Raw genomic sequence first — 17,955 nt, 5'->3', positions numbered from 1 at the left:
CTGCGACTTAATCCCCTCCGTCCCCGTTTCGGGCCAGGAGGCGCCAGGCGGCGAGGCTGCCGTAAAGCAGCAGCAGAAGGGTGAGGGTGATCAGTTCGTGGCTGACGTCGGTCAGGCGGGCGTCCATCTGGTTCAGGCGCACCATCAGGTTGATGCCCGAGGTGGTGGGCAGCAGCTGTGCCAGCCAGACCAGCGGTTGCGGCGTCATCACCGCCGGCCACGACAGGTTGGCCAGGAAAAACAGCGGGATCGAGGTGGCGACGATGTACTGGAAGGCGCGCTCGCGGGTGCGGAAGAAGCTGCCGACCAACAGGCCGAAGGCCACGGTGACGGCGACGAACAAGGTGCCGCCCAGCAGCTGGCCTATCGGGTTGCCGCCGCGCGGGTAGTCCTGCGCCCAGGCAGTGAAACCGGCGTACCAGAACAGGCCGAACAGTCCGATCAGGCCGAAGCCCAACGCCATGCCGGCCAGCGTCGGCAGGTCGAAGCGCAGGCGCCGGCCCAGTGCGAGGCGGCGGCCGCCGAGCAGAACGCCGATGCCCATCAACAGCGTCTGGTGCACGATCAGCTCGGCCACCCCGGGCACGATCGCGCTGCCATAGCCTTCCTGGGTGTTGTACAGCGGACGCTGCACAAGCGTGACCGGCGGGGCCTGCGGTGCACCCATGAAGGCGGCCTGGCCGACCACGGCATCACGCCCGAACGCACCCAGCGCGTCAGCTACGCTGCCCAGCACCCAGCTGGCGCGGCCCAGGTAGGCGCCGTTGCCAAGCAGTACCAGCTTGGCTGGATGGCCGCGCAGGATATCGCGCTCCAGATTGGCCGGGATCACGACGATCCCCTCGGCCTGGCCGGCTTCCAGCTGCCGGCGTGCGCTGTCGACGTCCGCCGGTTGCCCGACCACGCGCGCAACGCGCAGTGCGTCGAGCTTGCGCAGCAGCTCGCGGCTGGTCGCGCTGTGGTCTTCGTCCACCACCAGCACCGGCAGGTTGCTGGCCACCTGGTGCCGGTAGGCGGCCGGATAGAAGAACGAGTACAGGATCACTGCGCCGACCATCACCACGATCGCGTAGCGGTCGCACAGGACCGCCATCAGGGTCTGCCGGAGGCTGCGCCAGAGTACGCTCATGCGTCGCCCCCCGCCGGCTGTGCGGCTTCTGGGGTACGCGCAAAGGCGATCAGGCGCAGCCCGCCGATGCCCCCGGCCACCACCGTCATCAATAGCAGCGTAGCCAGCGGCCATGCCGAAACCTGCAGCGGCGAGCCGATGAACTGCTGTTGGGTCTGCAGCTTGATGTAGGCGCTCAATGGCAGCAGCTGATGCCAGATGCGGGTGAACAACGGCCCGTCCAGCACCGGGAACGTGGCGCTGGAGAACGCCAGTGCGGTGCCGATGCTGAGGCCCACCGCGGACAGTGCGGTGCCCATGTCGCGGGTGACGCCGACGAAGAACAGCGCGTAGGCGGCGGTGGCCAGGTAGAACAGGGGCTGTGCGAGCAGCAGCAGGAGCACGCTGCCGGCCACGCCGTCGCCGCGCAGCCAGGCCAGGTAGCCGATGCCGAGCGCGCCATACAGCGAGAACAGCAGGAGGTACGGCGCGACCTTGCCGGCGATCGCCGACCACGGCGTGCGAGCCAGCCAGGCGGGCAGGGTGCCATCGCGGATCTCACGGCCGAGGCTGCCGGCCACCGCAAGTGCCAGTACCAGTGACAGCACCGCCGGGAAGATCAGTGGCAGCAGGAACAATTCGTAGCTGCGCGCCGGGTTGTAGAGGATGTCCGACTGCACAGCGATCGGCGCCGCACGCAGCTTGCCCGGGCCGACCTGCAGGCCAATGCGCTCGCGCAGCAGGCGTGCATTCCATGCGGAAACCGCCTCGCCGATGTCGCGCGCCGCCGACTGGCCGGTGGTCATGTAGGTGGCGTTGTAATAGGCGAACACCGTGCCCTGGCGGCCGCGCAGCGCTTGGCGGGTGACGTCGCGCGGCACCAGCACGATGGCGAACACGTCCAGGCGGCGCAGCTGCGAACGTGCGTCTTCCATGTCCGCTGGCTGGCTGGCGACGCGTACGCCGGGACTGGCGTCGAGCATGCGCAGCAGCAGGCGGCTGTCACTGCTGTGGTCAAGGTCAACCACAGCAATCGGGATGTCGCGCATCACCGACGGCGTGAACATCCATGCCATCACTACCAGCATCAGTAGTGGCAGCAAGGTGACCAGCAGCAGGTCGGCACGGTTGCCGCGCAGCGACTGCAGCTCGCGTCGCCACGAAGCGGCGAAGCCGTTGCGGTCCGGGCTCAGTGCTGGGGCCATGCGAACAGCACGCTCATGCCGGGGCGGAAGCCCTCGATGCGGCGTAGCGGGCGCACCCGCACCTCGAAGCTGCGGACGTCATAGCCGGACGACTGGCGGGTGGTACGCCAGGTTGCATAGTCACCGGCCGGATTGATGAAGTAGACCTCGAATTCGCCGTCCAGGCCGAGCGCCGGCACGCTGCCCTGCAGCTTGCTGCCGACCTTCAGGCCCTGCATCTGCGATTCGCGCAGGTTCATGGCGACCCACATGCGGTCGATGTCGACCAGGGTGAACACCGGATAGCCGGCCGGCACCAGCTCGCCCGGGTCGGCCATGCGCTTGTTGATCTCGCCCGCCACCGGCGCGCGTCCCTCCACTTCGGCACGCGCCGCGTTGACTTCGGCCACCGCGCCCTGCGCCTGCTGCACCTGGCCCTGCGCGGCGCGCTTGTCCTGCTCTCGGGCGCCGGCCAGTGCCATGTCGTACTGCGCGCGGGCGGCGCGGGCCAGTTCGCGCGAACTGGTGGCCTGGGCATGCGCTTCATCGCGCTTCTGCCGGGTCATCACCCCTTCGTTGAACAGGTTCTGCACGCGCCGGTAGGTGGCTTCGGCCAGTGCCGCGCCGGCTTCGGCGCGCTTCCAGTTCGCTTCGGCGGCGCGGATGTCTTCGCTGCGCGCGCCTTCGTCGGCCTTGTCGGCCACCGCCTGCGCAGCGGCCAATGCGCCGTGCGCCTGCTGTTCCTTGGCGGCCACTTCGGGGCTGTCGAGCAGGAACAGCACCTGCCCGGGCTGCACGCGATCGCCCTCGCGCACCTTCAGCTCGGCCACGCGCGCGGTGATCTTGGCGGCCACGTTGATCGTATCCGCATCGGCCATGCCCTGGATCTGGTCGGCCGGGCTGCGCCAGGCCAGCCACAGGCCCAGCACCACCGCGACCAGCAGGACCACCAGCAGGATCGGTCCCAGCCGTCGCTTGCCGGGGGGCGTCGTCGCATCGTCGTGCAGCACGTCACTCATGGTCGATCACCTCGTCCGCACGCCGCCGGAATTCTTCGAAACGGTCCATCTGTCCACTGATCTCCAGCAACTGTGCCAGCGCAATGTCGTATTGGTAGGCGGCCTGTGCGCGCTCGACACGGGCGCCGCCCAGGCCGAGCCGCGCATCGATCACATCCAGCGAGGTGGCCTGGCCTTCGCGGAATGCCAGCTCCTGCAGGCGCAGGTTTTCCTGTGCCTGGGCGATGCTGCTGTCGAGCAGCACGAACTGCTGGCGCGCGGTTTCCAGTTCGTTCCAGGCCTTGCGCACACCCAGTGCGACCTGGTTCTCGGCCTCGCGCAGGCCGGCTTCGGCCTGGTCCTGTTGTGCACGCGCGGCGCTGATCTGCGCCGGCCGCGAGTTCGGTGACAGGAAGGTGTACTTCAGCCCGATGCCGAACGCCCAGTCCGGGTCGGTCAGCATCTCGTCGCGGCGACGGAAGTCGTATTGGCCGAAGGCGAAGATCTGCGGCTTCAGCTTGGCCTGCTGCACGCGCACGCCCTGTTCGGCCTGCGCCACCATCGCCCGCAAGCGCGCGATCTGCGGCTGGCGCGCCTGCGCCGTGCGCTCGAAACTGGCCACCGGTTCCATCGGCACGCGCTGCACGAACAGCGGCGACACCGGCTGCACCTCGCCACCACTGCGCAGCAGCGTGGCCAGCGCGGCCTTCAGCGTAGCCAGATCGTTCACCGTCTTCTGGTATTCGCGCTCGGCCTTGTCGCGGGCCACGGTGGCCTGCAGGCGCTGGGCGCGGGTGGCGAAGCCCTCGCGCTCCAGCTTTTCTGCATCGGACAGGTGGCGGTTGAGGCCGTCGCGTACGTCGCGGCGCACTTCCACCGCCTGCTCGGCCAGGCGCTGGCCGAAGTAGGCCTGGGCCAGCTGCACGGTCAATGATTGGCGCTGTGCCTCGCGCTCGGCGTTGGCCTGCTCATGGGCGGCGCTGGCCGCACGTTGCGCGGCCGGGATCACGCCGCCGGTGTACAGCGGCAGCACCGCGGTCACTACCGGGCGTGTACGCCAGTCGCGCTCGGTGAACGACAGCGGCGAATCGATGCCGAAGGCTTCAGCCACGGGCGCCAGCGAACCCAGTGGCAGGGTCAGGGTCTTCTGGAACTGCAGGCGGCGCACTTCGCCGGTGATCTCCGGCAGGCGCAGCAGGCGCGTGGCGTCCTGCAGGTCCTGCTTGTTGCGTACCGCTGCATCAGCGGCTGCCAGCGCATCGGAGACCTGCTCCAGGCGTTGCCGTGCCTGTTCCCAGTCCAATGCGGGGGCGTCGCTGGTGGGCTGCGCGGGGGCAGCGAATGGCAGGCAGGCTGCCAGCGCCAGCGAGGCCTTCGCGCGGTGCATCCTCGTACGTCGGCCGATCACGCCCATGCCGTCCCAGTGGTAAAGAAGTGCGCAAACGGTAGTGCGCGCGGCGTGAAGCCCGGGTCTGCGGTCATCGGATTGTCCTCAACGAAGGGTGCCGCTGGCTGCCGTGCGCAGCGCCTGGGTGATGTGCTGCAGCGTGCTTGAGCGCACGGCGGCATGCTGCCAGTACAGCGGCACGTCGAGCCAGCGGCGGGGTTCCAGTACCACCACGCGGCCGGCGCGCACGGCGGGCGCGACCAGGGTTTCCGGGGCCATGCCCCAACCGAGTCCGCACGCGGCGGCTTCGACGAAACCGGTGGAAGAGGGCAGGTAGTGTAGCGGCGGCTGCAGTCGCGCGCGGGTCAGGCGCCGCACGAAGCGCCATTGCAGTTCATCCTTGCGGTTGAACACCAGCATCGGTGCGCGCGCCAGGGCCGCGGCCTGCATGCCATCGTTGAAGTACTGGCGGGCGAAGCCGGGCGAAGCGATCGCGTGGTAGCGCATGGCGCCGAGCGGGTGCACGTTGCAGCCCTTCACCGGCTGGCTTTCGGCGGTCACTGCGCCGAGCACGCTGCCATCGCGCAGCAGCTGCAGGGTGTGGTCCTGGTCGTCCATGCGCAGGTCGAACAGGTAGCCATGGCGCTGGTGCAGGTCGGCGATGGCCGGCACGAACCAGGTGTCAAGCGAGTCGTCGTTGACCGCCAGGGGGATGGGCGTACGCGCAGCGTCGTTGCCACGCTCGGGCAGCAGCTCGGCCAGCGCCTCGGCTTCCAGTGCCTGCATCGCCCGTACCCGGCGCAGCAGCGCTTCACCCGCGGCGGTCGGTAGGCAGGGTGCCTGGCGCACCACCAGTACCTGGCCGAGGCGGTCTTCCAGCGCCTTGACCCGCTGCGAACCTGCGCTGGGCCTTCGCCGCCGGGGCGTGCCTGGCCAGTGTGGCCTGGTTCTGTTCTCTGGGCTATGGCGCGCGCCTGTTGCAGCCGGTGTTCCGCAGGCCGGACGCCTGGCGGGTGCTGGATGGGGGCGTCGCGATCTTCATGTTCTGCCTGGCAACGCTGCTTCTGTTGCGTCCGCTCTAGGCCGCATCCACCGCGCACAATGGCGTTTCGCCGGGGCGCAGGGTCAATACGCGCACGCCGCTGCGGGTAACCGCCACGGTGTGCTCGAACTGGGCAGACAGCTTGCCGTCGCGGGTGTAGACCGGCCATTGGTCCGGCTGCTGGCGGATGGCCGGCCTGCCCTGGTTGAGCATCGGCTCGATGGTGAACACCATGCCTTCTTCCAGCACCAGGCCGGTGTTGGGATGGCCGTAGTGCAGGATCTGCGGTTCCTCGTGCATTTCCTGGCCGATGCCATGGCCGCAGTATTCCTTCACCACGCTGTAGCCGTGGCTGCGCGCGTAGCGGGCGATGGCGTGGCCGATGTCGCCCAGGCGCGCGCCGGGGCGCACCGCGGCGATGCCTTTCCACATCGCCTGGTAGGCGGTCTGCACCAGCCTGCGCGCGGCGTAGTCGACCTCGCCCACCAGGTAGGTGGTGCTGGAGTCGGCGATGTAGCCGTTCTTCTCCAAGGTGATGTCGAGGTTGACGATCTGGCCGTTACGCAGCACGTCGGTGGTGCTGGGCACGCCGTGGCAGATGACGTTGTCGATCGAGGTATTGAGCACGTACGGGAAGCCGTACTGGCCCTTGCTGGCCGGCCGCGCCTGCAGCTCATCGACGATCATGCGTTCGACGAAATCGTTGATCTCCATCGTGCTGCGGCCCTGCAGCGGCAGCTGGTCGAGTGCGGCGAACACCTGGGCAAGCAGGCGCCCGGATTCGGCCATCAGCTCAACTTCTTCCGGCCGTTTGATGATGCCCATGGACTCAGGCCTGACCTGGCGCCAGCAGCGGCGGCTGCACACCGGCCGCGCGCAGTTCGCTGGCGACGATGTCCTGGAAGCTCAGCGTGGGATTCATCTCGCACAGCATGCCGACCCGGATCCAGAAGTTGGCCTGGGCGTTGATCGAACGGCTGGAGACAGTGCAGGCACGGCGCAGCTGGTCGTGCAGGGTGTCATCGATGTTGACGATGCCCACGGGCGGTCCTGGCGGAGTGGATATACGAAGCATATATGTTTCGTATATATGCCTCAAGTCCGCATTGTTCAGTCCAGGTGGGTGGCAAAACGCAGGCGGTTGCCGTCGGGGTCGCGCAGCAGCATCTCGCGGCTGCCCCAGTCGGTGTCATGCGGTGGCTGCTCGATCGGCACGTTGGCGGCGCTGAAGGCGCGGTACAGGCTGTCGACGTCGTCGACGATGAAGTACACCGCGCCGCCGACCTCGCAGTCGCCGCTGTGCTCGGTGAGGAAGATCGTCTGGCCGTCGCGGGTGAGCTGGGCGAACAGTGGGAAGCCTGGTTCGAAGCGGTGTTCCCAGTCGACTACGAAACCCAGTCCCTGCACGTAGAACGGCAGGGTGGTATCGGCGTGGTGCATGCGCAGTTGCGGGATGACGGTCTGGGGCATCGCGGCGGCTCCGGGGCGGAAGTCCAGTGTAGTGCCGGCCGCTGGCCGGCATCCGCATGCGCCCGGGAACAACGAGGTTGCCGGCCAGCGGCCGGCACGACCGGACGCGGTCAGCAGGCGGTTGGCACCGAAGCCATAGCCGCCAGCAGCTCGCGGTTTACCTGTTGGTGCCGCGCCTGCCACGCGGGCAGGTCATCGACACGGATGTCGGGCTGGCCATCCAGCGACGACAGCCAGCGCTTGAAGCGGCTTTGGTAGTTGGCCAGCGAAACTTCGCCGGTGATGTCACTGCCGACCAGGCCACCGGCGCGCAGTGCTTCGATCACCACCAGCGCGTGTTCCAGCTGGAAGCGGCCCTGGTCCCAGTTGCTGCGGGCAACGTCCTCGGCGAACACATCCTTGTCGATCGACAGGTAGGTCGGCTGTGGGGATGCGGCCTGCTCGGCGGCGAACGCGGCGACCAGTGCTTCCGGGTGCTCGAAGCGTCGGAACGCACGGCCCATGCCGAGGCGGTGGCCCCAGCCCACGTCCACGTCCATGCACCAGTACGTCAGGCGTCCACCCATCAGCGGTCGCCAGTGGTTCTCCCAGGCATGACCGAGGCCGATATCGCTGGAAGTGATGCCGAGCACATGGATGTGCGAGATCTGCGGCAGCTTGCTGGCGGCGTTCACCCACGAGCCGCAGTGCATGCCGAGCGGGAACCGCATGTTGTCCGGATGGTTGTCCAGCACGACCAGCTGGAATGGCGCCTGCCCATGCATGCGGCGCAGCAGCAGCAGGCTGAGATGGTGGAAGTCACCACTGCCGAGCATGACCGTGCCGAGCTGCGCGGGCAGCGGTGCCAGCACTTCGGCGGCGAAACGGTCCAGGGTGGCATTGCTGCAGGCGAAGCGCAGCGGGTCGTGCCACTGCGGCAGGGCCAGGATCTGCGCCCGGGGCAGCGGCAGCACGCCACCGTCCAGGTCCAGGATCAGCGGCGAACGCACCGGCATCGTTCAACCGCCTCCATCAGGTTCGCCCTGCAGGTACGGGGCCAGCCTGCGAAGGGCGGCACGCAGCAGCGGGGAGCGTGCGTGGATCGCGTGCCGGGTGGAGGTGAAGCGCGCACCCAGTTCGGCCTTGATGCGCGAGTCGGTCCAGCCGGCCACGTAGTGGCTCAGGCCGTGCCGCAGCGCGTACTCGAGGTTGTGCATCCAGCTGACCGCGTACAGGTTGTGCTCGCGCGACTGCGGATAGGCCAGGCCGATGTACTTGTCCACCAGCTTGCCGGCATGCACGTAGCACAGGTTCCAGCCGATCAACCGGCCCTGGTGGCGGTACAGGAACATCCGTCCCTGGCCCTGGCTGTCGGCCAGCAGGTACTGGAAATAGGACAGGTCGAGCTGGTCGAAATGCACCGCGCTCTGCGCGTATACGTCCAGGTACAGCGCGTACAGTTCGGCCTGCAGTTGCGGGTCGGCCAGGGCCGGGTTGCCGGTGGCGATGCAGTCGATCTGCAGGTCATCGCGCGAACGCAACTTGCGACGGATGTTCTTGCGGCGCGAGGATGACAGGCGGCCGAGATAGCCATCGAGCGAATCGAAATCGATCGCCACCCAGGCCAGCGGCATGCCTTCCAGTTCGACGAAGCCGCGTGCCAGCAGCGCCTGCAGGAAGGCGCCGCTGTGTGCGTTGGCCGCGTCGTCCAGCAGCGGTGAATCGACTGCCAGGTCCTTCACCACCAGCAGCCGGGTATCGCCGATCGCGTGACGCGTCACGTCCTCGGCCAGCGCCTCCGGGGCAACGTGTGCCGGCAGCGGGGTGTACTCGGTGCTGGTGGCACCGACGAAGCGCGTCTTCCAGGTGATCCACGGCCGCCACAGGCGCGACAGCGGCAGGCCGAGCAGCCTGCCGCGCAGTTCGTCATCCATCGTGGTGGTCAGGTCGAGCGGCGCACGGAAGGTCGGCAGGCCGCTGGGAAGGCGGCCTGCCTCGAATCCGAGCGGCGGGTGGGCCAGGAAGCCCTCCAGCAGCGCGGCCGGTTCCAGCGCGGTGCTGGATGCGCGTGACGTCATCTCCATCGGCACGGGAACCGGCAGCGCATCGACCTCAGCCCTTGGCCTTGGTCAGCGCCTGGTCGAGCAGGGTGATCGCCAGGTCGATTTCTTCGTAGCTGATGTCCAGCGACGGCGCGAAGGTGATCACGTTCTTGTACCAGCCACCCACGTCGAGCACGAGGCCCATGCGCTTGCCGTCGTGCAGCAGGTCACCGGCCAGGCCGATGTCGACCATGCGGTCCAGCAGCTCCTTGTTCGGGGTGTAGCCGTCGGCCTGGCAGATTTCCGCACGCAGCGCCAGGCCCAGGCCGTCGACGTCGCCGATCTCCGGGTGACGCTTCTGCAGGCCGCGCAGGCCGTCGAGGAAGTACGCGCCCTTTTCCGGCACGGTGCGCTCGTAATCCATTTCCTTGCCCAGCTTCAGCACTTCCAGGCCCAGGCGGGTGCCCAGTGGGTTGGAATTGAAGGTGGAGTGGGTGGAGCCCGGCGGGAACACGGTCGGGTTGATCAGCTCTTCGCGCGCCCACAGGCCCGACAGCGGGTTCAGGCCGTTGGTCAGCGCCTTGCCGAACACCAGCACGTCCGGGGTCACGCCGAAGTGCTCGATCGACCACAGCTTGCCGGTGCGCCAGAAACCCATCTGGATTTCATCGACGACCATCAGGATGCCGTACTTGTCCAGCACGCGCTTGAGGCCGGTGAAGAAGTTGCGCGGCGGGATGACGTAGCCGCCGGTGCCCTGGATCGGCTCGACGTAGAACGCGGCGTACTCGGCCTGGCCGACCTTGGGATCCCACACGCCGTTGTACTCGCTTTCGAACAGCCGCTCGAACTGCCACACGCAGTGGTCGGAGTACTCGTCCGGGGTCATGCCCTTCGGGCGGCGGAAGGGGTACGGGAACGGGATGAACATCGCGCGCTCGCCGAAGTGACCGTAGCGGCGGCGGTAGCGGTAGCTGGAGGTGATCGACGACGCACCCAGGGTGCGGCCGTGGTAGCCGCCCTCGAAGGCGAACATCAGGCTCTTGCCGCCGCGCGCGTTGCGCACGATCTTCAGCGAGTCCTCAATGGCCTGCGCGCCGCCGACGTTGAAGTGCACGCGGCCGTCGAGGCCGAACTTCTCGTGCATGTCCACGGCAATGGTCTTGGCCAGCTGCACGCGGGTTGGGTGCAGGTACTGGCTGGCGACCTGCGGCAGGGTGTCGATCTGGTCCTTCAGTGCATCGTTCAGGCGCTTGTTGCTGTAGCCGAAGTTGCAGGCCGAGTACCACATCTGCAGGTCGAGGTAGGGCACGCCCGCACCGTCGAACATGTAGCTGCCTTCGCCGCGCTGGAAGATCTTCGGCGGGTCGACGTAGTGGACGGTATCGCCGAAGGAGCTGTAGCGGGCTTCGTCGGCCAGCAGCCGCGCATCGGAGGCAGCCGCGTCGGCGTTCTTGTCAAAAATGTTCATGCAGTTCGGTTCCGTGAAGGACGTTCGAAAGGGGTAACAGGGGAGCGCGCCTGGAAGGGAGTGCTCAGGCGGTGGCAAGCAGCAGGGGCAGTGCGGCGGGCTGCGGGCTGGCGTCGGGGCGACGTGGCTGCAGCAGGCTGCCATCGAGCAGGCGCGGCAACAGTGCGATTGCATCGTGGAAGGTATCGATGGCGGCATGCGCGATGCCGGCCTTCGTGCAATGGGTAATCAGGCGGCGCTTGGCGAACACGAAGTCGGCGTCTTCGGACACGCAGAAATCCGAGCTGCCGTCGCCGATCATCAGCACGCGCGGTGCTTCGTTGGCGCGCGCCTGCGCGGCGCAGGCGCATTTGCAGGTGCCACTGCGGCAGCCTTCGGCCTGGTAGGGCGATTCCAGTTCCCAGTGGTCCCCGCACCAGCGCAGGTGGTTGGCCACCACCGGCAGCGGTGGCAGACCATGGTTGGCGAGGATGCGATGGATCGCATAGTCCAGGCCGTCGCTGACGATGCGCAGTGGCAGGCCGAGCTGTTCGGCGCGGCAGACGAAGGCCGCGAAGCCCGGATCGATCTGCACCTGGTCCAGATGGGCATCGAGCGTGGCCGGGTCCAGCTTCAGCAGCCGCACCTGGCCCTGCATGCATTCACGCGAGCCGATCTTTCCCGCCTTCCACTGGTCTTCCAGTTCCTGCCAGCCCGGCTGGCCGTACTTTTCCAGCAGCGAGTCGATGACATCTTCGAGGCTGATGGTGCCGTCGAAGTCACACAGGATGCTCCAGCGCATGGGCAGGTCCGTCGATGAAAGAAGCGTCCGGCACGATGCCGGGGCAGGCTCAATGTAGGCAGGCCGCCTTTCGTGTTCCTTTCCTGTTGAAAGCCTGCACCGCAGGCTGGGGAAAGTGTTCAGGAATCGCGCTTGCTGAAGGGGCGTAATGCCCTGGAAACCGCGGTTTCAGAGCTGCGCAGCGGCCAGCGCCCGCAGGATCTCCGCGGTTTCCTCACGGGTCTGCCAGGCGCTGTTGCCAAGGGTCAGCATGCGTGCGGCGAAGTCACGTGCATTGGGCACGTTCTCCTGCGGCACGATGCCACGCAGGTAGGCGTAGTCGGGCAGGGCATGGATGAACATGCGGCTGGCGCCGAGGCCGCGCGGCCACAGTGTGTCCAGTGCGGCGTCACGCGCGCGCTGGCTGGGCAGCAGCAGCATCAGCATCGGCCAGGTGCCGCCGCTACCGGCCAGGCCATCGACCACCTCCACCGCCGGCAGTTGTGCCAGCTGCACGCGCAGCTGCAGTGCGCGCAGGCGCCCGGCCTGCAGGAACGCCGGCAGCCGCCGCGCGGCATGGGCACCGATGTTCTGCCGCCATCGGCTGACCTGGTGCTGCGGTATGTCCAGCGGGAAAATGTCACCGACCGCGTCTTCCAGATCGCCACGCTGCAGTGCGCTGCGCAGCGGATTGCCGTACACCAGCGACAGCAGCGATGGGCGATAGCAGGCGGCAAGGCCAAGCAGCTGCACACTGCGAAGCAGCTCCCAGCGCAGGTTGAAGCGCACGTGTTCGGCGGCATGCTCGGCCAGTTCGGCGCGCAGTTCGTCATCGCGGCTGACCAGCAGGCCGCCTTCGTGCAGGCTCAGTCCCTTCCCTGCAGCGAGGCTGAAGAATCCGATATCGCCACGCAGGCCGACACTGCTGTTGCCCACCCGTGCACCCAGCGCCTGTGCGGCATCTTCGATGACCCGGGTGCCGGCGCCGCGTGCGATGTCGCAGGCCTGTTCGACATCGGCGATGCGCCCGCCGAGGTGGGTCGGCAGGATCGCCAACGTACGCGCATCGGCCAACCGTTTGAGCTGGCCGGGATCGAAGTCGAAGTGGCCGTGCCGGGTATCGCACAGCTGCACGCGCAGGCCGAGGCTGTGCACCGCGATCGGCACCAGCGGGCAGGTGTAGGCCGGCATGATCACTGTGTCGCGCTTTGGCGCACGCTTGCGCAGGGTGCGCAGCGCGATCAGCAGCGCGTGGGTACCGGAACAGGTCAGCTGCAGCGGCGGTGTGCCGAGCTGGTTGGCCAGGATCTCGCGCAGGTCGCCGCCACCGGGAAGGAAGTCGCTGGCCTGCATCGGCAGGCCAGCCGTCGGCGGCAGTTCGCGCGCGAACAGGCTCATCGCCGCGCGCTCATGGCGTGCTTGCCGCGGGGCTGTGCGGATCGTCTGCTTCGGCGCGACCGAGGCAGGCGATGCCGGCCACGATCAGGACCGCACCGACCAGGTGGTGCAGGGTCAGTGGTTCGTTCAACAGCCACGCCGACAGCAGCAGCACGCTGATCACTTCCAGGTGCGAAGCCGCGAACGCCGGACCGATCGGCGCATGCCGCAGCAGGCTCATCCAGGTGAAGAACGCCCCCACGTAGCCGAGGATGGCGCCGTACACCCACGGCTGCGACAGCACGCGCAGCAGCCAGGCGGTGTTGGCCTCGACCGGCAGGGCCGCCTCACCGGCGTACTTGAAGCACAGCTGGGCCAGCGTGTCGAAGGCCATCAGCAGCGGAAAACCGATCACATACAGGCGCCTCATGAGCCGGCCCCCACCACCGCCACGCCTGCTGTGACCAGCAGCATCCCGGTCACCCGCAATGGCGTGAGCTTCTCGCGGAACAGGATGCGGCCGGCGATCATCAGCGCCACGATGTTGATCGAGCCCAGCAGCACGCCCTTGGACAGCGGAACCAGTGACAGGAAGGCGATCCAGGCGACGAACTCAAGCACGTAACAGGCGATGCCGATCCACAGCCAGGGGCGGCTGAGCATGTGCTTCCAGCGCTGCAGTCCCTCGCCCTCCTGCGGGTCGCTGGCGGCGGCCTTGAAGGCGAGCTGGCCACCGGTATCGAGCACGACATTGGCCAGCCACAGCAGCGTGGCAAGTGCCCCCATTTCAGGCCACCGCCTTGAGGACGCCGCTGCGTTCACCGATCCCGGTGAAGAAGCGCGCGCTGCGGCGGATCACCTCGCGGCGTTCGCGGTCGATCGTGATCATGTGGTAGCTGTCCTCCAGCACCACCAGTTCCTTCGGGCCACTGACCCGCGACATCACCAGTTCGGCATTGCCCATGCTGGCCACGTCGTCTTCGCGGGCGTGCATCACCAGGCACGGGGCGGTGACCTGGTGCAGGTGGCGGCGGGTCCAGTTGCTCAGCGCACGCATCTCGGCCAGCGCGTGCCAGGGATTGCCCGGAAGGCCTGCCGCCGCGCTGTCGCCGGACAGCATGGCGGCGCTGACCTGCGCACGCAGGCGCTCGTCGCGCAGGCCGTACGGCGGTTCTTCCATGAACATGCGGTCGCGGCCGATGTTGAAGCGCTTGAACCACGGCAGCAGGAACGAGAGGCGGGCGACAGCGGGTATGTTCCAGCCGTCGTAGCGGAACGTGGCGCCATACACGCCGACGCCGGACACCCAGTCCGGTCGTCGGGCAGCAAGTGCCAGCGACAGCACCGCGCCCATCGACAGGCCACCGACGAACAGCTGGTCGACCTTGCCGCGCAGGCTTCCCGCCGCATCTTCCACGCCCTGGTACCACTGTTCCCAGGTGGTCGCCAGCAGGTCATCCACGGTGCCACAATGGCCGGGCAGCTGCACGCCGTGTACGGTGAAGCCGGCGTTGTTCAGGCCCTTGCCCAGCATGCGCATTTCCGCCGGGGTACCGGTCAGGCCATGGACCAGCAGCACGCCCTGGCGGCCACCGGGGAGGAAGAAGTCGTGCGATTCGGTCACCTGGCGGCTCCGGGACGGCAGTGGGGAGGGTCAGGATCGCAAGCGCGATTTTCGCCAGCCTTTCAGCGTCCCGGCCGGGTCAGGATGCCTTCAGCAGCGGCAGCGAGATGGCGACCTTCAGTCCACCACCGGGCCGGTTGAGGAAGCTCAGGCGGCCGCCGAAGTGCTCCACCGCCTCGTGGGCGATGGCCAGGCCCAGGCCGGTGCCGCTGGCGGTGGTGCCGGGGGCGCGGAAGAAGCGCTCGCCCAATCGTGGCATCAGCTCCTCGGGTACGCCGGGTCCGTTGTCCTCCACGTACAGTTCGACGTCATTGTCATCCAGCGCGTGCACGCCGACGGTGACGGTCGCACCGCGGCCGGCATAGCGCAGCGCATTGTCGATCAGGTTGTCCAGTGCCTCCTGCAGCTGGGCACCGTTGCCGAGCACGCGCAGAGGGTGGGGACTGCCGAGGTAGCCCAGGTCGATGCCGTCGCGGATCGCTTCGGGCACGCGCATGCCGACCCACTGTGGCACCCGTTCGCACAGGTCCAGTGCCTCCACGGTATCGGGCACGGTCTGCGCCCGGCTCAGCGCCAGCAGCTGGGTGCTGACCCGCGCGGTGCGCTGGTTGAGCCGGCGGATGTGCTGCAGTGCCTCGCGCACCGTGTCCGGGTCGCCATGCGCCAGTGCCTGGTCCACGTGCAGGGCCATGCCGGCCAACGGCGAGCGCAGCTGGTGCGCGGCGTCTGCGATGAAACGGTTCTGCAGGGTGATCATTTCCGCCTGGCGGGCAAACAGATCGTCGATGGTGCTGATCAGCGGCTGGATCTCCTCCGGCACGTCGGCGTCGGAGATCGGCGCCAGTTCGCCGCGGCGCTGTGCCAGGCGGGTCCTCAGCGGGGTCAGGATGCGCAGGCCATGGGTCACCCCGAACCAGACCAGCGCGGCGGTGCCCAGCGCCAGCATGGTCATCAGCGGGATGATGATCATCAGGATCTCTCGCGCGCGCTGGCGTCGTTCGGCCATGCTTTCGGCCACCGTCACCGCCAGCTGGTCCTGCGGATCGTTCATCGCACGCGTGCAGACGGTGGCCATGCGCACCGGCTGGCCGTTGAGAATGCCGTCGTACAGGGTGGGGTCCACGCCGGTGCATTCCTGCGAAGGCGCGTAGGCACTGAAATCCGCATTGCCGCTGAGTGTCCCCTGGCGGCTGCTGTCGACGTTGAAATAGCGATGGCCGTCGGGCTCGTACTCGATCAGGAAGCGCGCCTGCGGTGACAGCTCGCTGGTCACCGGCATGCCGCTCAGCATCTGCGCGAAGGAGTGCGTGTCGTCGATGAGGTTGCGGTCGTGGATGCGGTTGGAGTAGTCCAGCGCAACGTAGTAGGCCAGGATCGTATTGAAAGTGAGCAGGGCCAGCATCGGCAGCGCCAGGAAGGCAAGCAGGCGCCGGCGCAGGCTGGGCGGTCCACTGATCACGGGGCGCTGTCGTCCTGCGCGTCTTCCAGCATGTAGCCCAGCCCGCGCACGGTGCGGATGCCCATGCCGCCGGGCTGCAGCTTGCGGCGCAGGCGGTGCAGGGCGATGTCCAGGCCGTTGTCGGTCAGGTCCTGGCCCCAGTCGCACAGCGCTTCCACCAGCTGCGCGCGCGATACGATGCGCTCGGCGCGAACGGCCAGCGCCGACAGCAGGCCGAACTCGCGTGCGGTCAGTTCAAGTGATTGGTCGTCGATCCAGACGCGGTGCCCGGCCAGGTCCAGGCGCAAGCGGCCGACGCGCAGGTCCGGATTACCATTGCTGGTGACCCGCCGCAGCTGTGCTCGCACGCGCGCTTCGAATTCGTCCAGTGCGAACGGCTTGACCAGGTAGTCATCGGCGCCGAGGTCGAGCACGCGTACCCGCTCGGCCAGGCCGTCACGTGCGGTCACCACCAGCACCGCCAGGCCATCGCCGCGCTGGCGCAGGCGTTGCAGCACGTCGCGGCCATCCAGTTGCGGCAGCCCCAGGTCCAGCACCAGCAGTGCGTACTGGGTCGAGCCCAGTGCTGCATCGGCGTGCGCACCGTTGTCGACGTGGTCGACCACGTGCCCCTGCCGGCGCAGCGAGGCGCACAGGCCGGAGGCGATGTCCGGGTCGTCTTCAGCAATCAGAACGCGCATGCGCGGGGGCTCCTGTAACGGTCAGGCCCACCGGCTGGGCGGGGTGGGCCTCTCGGCTGCCGAAGGGTAGCCGCAAACCGGGTGAAGGTGGAGCGCGCCGGCACCTCCCGGCACCGTCGCGCTGTCCCTCCATTCAGTCCTGCAGGCCCGGCTCACCCAGCGCCAGCGGCACCCGCGAACCATCCAGCAGGCCACGGCTGAGCTTGCCCTCCTCGATGAACAGCAGTTCGCCGTTCTCGCCGTTCTTGATGCTGCTGTCGATGGCGATCACGCGGTCGCCGTGGAAGCTGCTGACGTGTGGCATCGAGGTATGGCCGACCACGATGCGCTTGAGCTGCAGGCGGTCGAGCACGGCCTGCACACCCGCGGTGTCGAGGCGGCCATCGAAATAGCCGCGGTACCAGATCGGGCTGGTCTTGCCGTCATACAGCGGTGCGGTGGCCGGGTCGGCCTTCACTTCGGCCTTGGGCAGGCCCAGTGAGGCCTGGTAGGCCGCATTGGTGCGTGCCGGGTCCAGCGCCAGCTGCACCGCCTCGGGCGAGATGCCGCCATGCAGGAACAGGGTATCGCCGATCTTCAGCAGCACCGGGCGGGTGCGCAGCCACTGCCCGATCACCGAGTCGGCGCCATACAGTTGCGGGTAGCTGCGGCCCAGCAGCTGGGCGCTGCGCAGGTACTTCGGGTTGACGTAGCGCAGGTCGTCGTACAGCACCATGGTTTCGTGGTTGCCGAGCACGAAGTGCACTGCGCCACCGGCGGCGGCCGCCTGCTGCTGCAGGCCGTACAGCAGCCAGAACGCCTCGGTCACCTGCGGGCCGCGGTCGAACACATCGCCGGCGATGACCAGGGTGTCGGTGCCCAGCGCCCAGCGGTCCTGCGCATCGATCACCTTGTTGGCGCGCAGCAGGCGCACCAGCAGGCCGTACTGCCCGTGGATATCGGACAGGGCAACGATGCGCGGTACCGCCGGCAGCACGGAGACCGACGGTGCGTTGGGTGCGGCGACATGCACGGTGTGTTCGTAGCCGCAGCGCGGCGGGATATCGGTGCCCGCCGCGTTGATCGGCAGCGCGCGCGACTCGACCTTGTCCGCGCAGATCCATTTCGCCTTCAGCTGCTTGCCGTCGCGGAACACGTACGGGCCATCGGCCTGTACATGGTCAGCAGGCGCGGCGACCTCGCGGGCCTGCGTGGCTCCAGCGGCACAGGCCAGCAGGGCCAGCGGCAGCAGGCGGGCAAGGCGGAACAGGGCGCGATGCGGCATGGGATGTTTCCTTGGCGGGCAATGAAGAGGCAGGCCCGAAGGCCCGCCCTTGATGCTACGCCGTCGCTGCGCCAGCCGCATTGCCGTTCCGGTCTGTCCGGCATGCGGCC

17 protein-coding genes and 3 pseudogenes are annotated in these 17,955 nt (G+C 68.0%); 1 reads left to right on the top strand and 19 read right to left on the bottom strand.

Going from position 1 to position 17,955, the window contains the following annotated elements:
* Positions 1–3: 3 nt before the first annotated feature.
* The 5 genes and pseudogenes from O0J15_RS08330 to O0J15_RS08310 form a co-directional block, all read right to left on the bottom strand.
* Positions 4–1,129: pseudogene (locus O0J15_RS08330) on the bottom strand (ABC transporter permease); the annotation flags it as partial.
* Entirely contained in the window at positions 1,126–2,313 is a 1,188-nt protein-coding gene (locus tag O0J15_RS08325) for an ABC transporter permease (protein ID WP_308305480.1), read from the bottom strand. The pseudogene O0J15_RS08330 and the gene O0J15_RS08325, both read right to left, overlap by 4 nt.
* The gene (locus O0J15_RS08320) at positions 2,298–3,311 is read right to left on the bottom strand and encodes an efflux RND transporter periplasmic adaptor subunit (protein ID WP_308305479.1); all 1,014 of its coding nucleotides are present in this window, start codon (positions 3,309–3,311) and stop codon (positions 2,298–2,300) included. The genes O0J15_RS08325 and O0J15_RS08320 overlap by 16 nt, the downstream gene beginning before the upstream one ends.
* Positions 3,304–4,704, bottom strand: a complete 1,401-nt coding sequence (locus tag O0J15_RS08315) for a TolC family protein (protein ID WP_308305478.1) — start codon at positions 4,702–4,704, stop codon at positions 3,304–3,306. Before O0J15_RS08315 ends, O0J15_RS08320 begins: the two co-directional genes overlap by 8 nt.
* A gap of 78 nt (positions 4,705–4,782) precedes the next feature.
* Positions 4,783–5,586, bottom strand: a pseudogene (locus O0J15_RS08310) (LysR family transcriptional regulator ArgP); the annotation flags it as partial.
* On the opposite strand from O0J15_RS08310, the pseudogene O0J15_RS08305 reads away from it, so the two are divergent.
* Positions 5,577–5,759: pseudogene (locus O0J15_RS08305) on the top strand (LysE family transporter); the annotation flags it as partial. The pseudogenes O0J15_RS08310 and O0J15_RS08305 overlap by 10 nt on opposite strands.
* On the opposite strand, the gene map reads toward O0J15_RS08305, so the two are convergent.
* The 14 genes from map to O0J15_RS08235 all read right to left on the bottom strand — a co-directional run bounded on the left by map (position 5,756) and on the right by O0J15_RS08235 (position 17,845).
* Complete coding sequence (gene map, locus O0J15_RS08300; protein WP_180876274.1) at positions 5,756–6,538, bottom strand: type I methionyl aminopeptidase; 783 nt, start codon at positions 6,536–6,538, stop codon at positions 5,756–5,758. The pseudogene O0J15_RS08305 and the gene map overlap by 4 nt on opposite strands.
* Before the next feature lie 10 nt (positions 6,539–6,548).
* On the bottom strand, positions 6,549–6,761 hold the full coding sequence (locus O0J15_RS08295) for a ParD-like family protein (protein WP_019659200.1): 213 nt from the start codon (positions 6,759–6,761) through the stop codon (positions 6,549–6,551).
* 68 nt (positions 6,762–6,829) lie between these two features.
* Positions 6,830–7,189 (bottom strand): VOC family protein, encoded by a 360-nt coding sequence (locus O0J15_RS08290; protein WP_164144635.1) that lies wholly within the window; start codon positions 7,187–7,189, stop codon positions 6,830–6,832.
* A 110-nt stretch (positions 7,190–7,299) separates the two neighbouring features.
* Positions 7,300–8,184, bottom strand: a complete 885-nt coding sequence (locus tag O0J15_RS08285) for a hypothetical protein (RefSeq protein WP_171952299.1) — start codon at positions 8,182–8,184, stop codon at positions 7,300–7,302.
* A 3-nt stretch (positions 8,185–8,187) separates the two neighbouring features.
* Positions 8,188–9,252 (bottom strand): GNAT family N-acetyltransferase, encoded by a 1,065-nt coding sequence (locus O0J15_RS08280; RefSeq protein WP_164144634.1) that lies wholly within the window; start codon positions 9,250–9,252, stop codon positions 8,188–8,190.
* A gap of 28 nt (positions 9,253–9,280) precedes the next feature.
* Entirely contained in the window at positions 9,281–10,681 is a 1,401-nt protein-coding gene (locus O0J15_RS08275) for an aspartate aminotransferase family protein (protein WP_021202492.1), read from the bottom strand.
* A gap of 64 nt (positions 10,682–10,745) precedes the next feature.
* Positions 10,746–11,462 (bottom strand): MtnX-like HAD-IB family phosphatase, encoded by a 717-nt coding sequence (locus O0J15_RS08270; RefSeq protein ID WP_308305477.1) that lies wholly within the window; start codon positions 11,460–11,462, stop codon positions 10,746–10,748.
* Positions 11,463–11,630: 168 nt separating this feature from the next.
* The gene (locus O0J15_RS08265; RefSeq protein WP_308305476.1) at positions 11,631–12,839 is read right to left on the bottom strand and encodes a DegT/DnrJ/EryC1/StrS family aminotransferase; all 1,209 of its coding nucleotides are present in this window, start codon (positions 12,837–12,839) and stop codon (positions 11,631–11,633) included.
* A gap of 10 nt (positions 12,840–12,849) precedes the next feature.
* Positions 12,850–13,248, bottom strand: coding sequence for a DMT family transporter (locus O0J15_RS08260; RefSeq protein ID WP_308305475.1), 399 nt, complete (start codon positions 13,246–13,248; stop codon positions 12,850–12,852).
* On the bottom strand, positions 13,245–13,604 hold the full coding sequence (locus O0J15_RS08255) for an EamA family transporter (RefSeq protein WP_021202495.1): 360 nt from the start codon (positions 13,602–13,604) through the stop codon (positions 13,245–13,247). Before O0J15_RS08255 ends, O0J15_RS08260 begins: the two co-directional genes overlap by 4 nt.
* A 1-nt stretch (position 13,605) precedes the next feature.
* On the bottom strand, positions 13,606–14,442 hold the full coding sequence (locus tag O0J15_RS08250; protein ID WP_308305474.1) for an alpha/beta fold hydrolase: 837 nt from the start codon (positions 14,440–14,442) through the stop codon (positions 13,606–13,608).
* 79 nt (positions 14,443–14,521) lie between these two features.
* A complete protein-coding gene (locus tag O0J15_RS08245) occupies positions 14,522–15,901 on the bottom strand; it encodes a sensor histidine kinase (protein WP_019659190.1) in 1,380 nt (459 codons plus the stop codon).
* Positions 15,898–16,581 carry a response regulator gene (locus O0J15_RS08240; protein ID WP_019659189.1) on the bottom strand — a complete coding sequence of 228 codons (684 nt, stop codon included), beginning with the start codon at positions 16,579–16,581 and terminating at the stop codon, positions 15,898–15,900. The genes O0J15_RS08245 and O0J15_RS08240 overlap by 4 nt, the downstream gene beginning before the upstream one ends.
* 133 nt (positions 16,582–16,714) lie before the next feature.
* Positions 16,715–17,845 carry a metallophosphoesterase gene (locus O0J15_RS08235; protein ID WP_134730287.1) on the bottom strand — a complete coding sequence of 377 codons (1,131 nt, stop codon included), beginning with the start codon at positions 17,843–17,845 and terminating at the stop codon, positions 16,715–16,717.
* Positions 17,846–17,955: the final 110 nt, after the last annotated feature.

The sequence above is a fragment of the Stenotrophomonas sp. Sm10 genome (genome assembly GCF_030985515.1).
Classification (GTDB): Bacteria; Pseudomonadota; Gammaproteobacteria; order Xanthomonadales; family Xanthomonadaceae; genus Stenotrophomonas; species Stenotrophomonas hibiscicola.
The sequence above is the reverse complement of the archived record's forward strand: the minus strand, read 5'-3'. Positions and strand labels throughout refer to the sequence as shown.

Bases quoted from the DNA above. Each gene is read 5' to 3' on its own strand.
- O0J15_RS08325 (WP_308305480.1), bottom strand. From the start codon at position 2,313: ATGGCCCCAGCACTGAGCCCGGACCGCAACGGCTTCGCCGCTTCGTGG.
- O0J15_RS08320 (WP_308305479.1), bottom strand. From the start codon at position 3,311: ATGAGTGACGTGCTGCACGACGATGCGACGACGCCCCCCGGCAAGCGA.
- O0J15_RS08315 (WP_308305478.1), bottom strand. From the start codon at position 4,704: ATGGGCGTGATCGGCCGACGTACGAGGATGCACCGCGCGAAGGCCTCG.
- O0J15_RS08290 (WP_164144635.1), bottom strand. From the start codon at position 7,189: ATGCCCCAGACCGTCATCCCGCAACTGCGCATGCACCACGCCGATACC.
- O0J15_RS08285 (WP_171952299.1), bottom strand. From the start codon at position 8,184: ATGCCGGTGCGTTCGCCGCTGATCCTGGACCTGGACGGTGGCGTGCTG.
- O0J15_RS08280 (WP_164144634.1), bottom strand. From the start codon at position 9,252: ATGGAGATGACGTCACGCGCATCCAGCACCGCGCTGGAACCGGCCGCG.
- O0J15_RS08275 (WP_021202492.1), bottom strand. From the start codon at position 10,681: ATGAACATTTTTGACAAGAACGCCGACGCGGCTGCCTCCGATGCGCGG.
- O0J15_RS08270 (WP_308305477.1), bottom strand. From the start codon at position 11,462: ATGCGCTGGAGCATCCTGTGTGACTTCGACGGCACCATCAGCCTCGAA.
- O0J15_RS08265 (WP_308305476.1), bottom strand. From the start codon at position 12,839: ATGAGCCTGTTCGCGCGCGAACTGCCGCCGACGGCTGGCCTGCCGATG.
- O0J15_RS08260 (WP_308305475.1), bottom strand. From the start codon at position 13,248: ATGAGGCGCCTGTATGTGATCGGTTTTCCGCTGCTGATGGCCTTCGAC.
- O0J15_RS08255 (WP_021202495.1), bottom strand. From the start codon at position 13,604: ATGGGGGCACTTGCCACGCTGCTGTGGCTGGCCAATGTCGTGCTCGAT.
- O0J15_RS08240 (WP_019659189.1), bottom strand. From the start codon at position 16,581: ATGCGCGTTCTGATTGCTGAAGACGACCCGGACATCGCCTCCGGCCTG.
- O0J15_RS08235 (WP_134730287.1), bottom strand. From the start codon at position 17,845: ATGCCGCATCGCGCCCTGTTCCGCCTTGCCCGCCTGCTGCCGCTGGCC.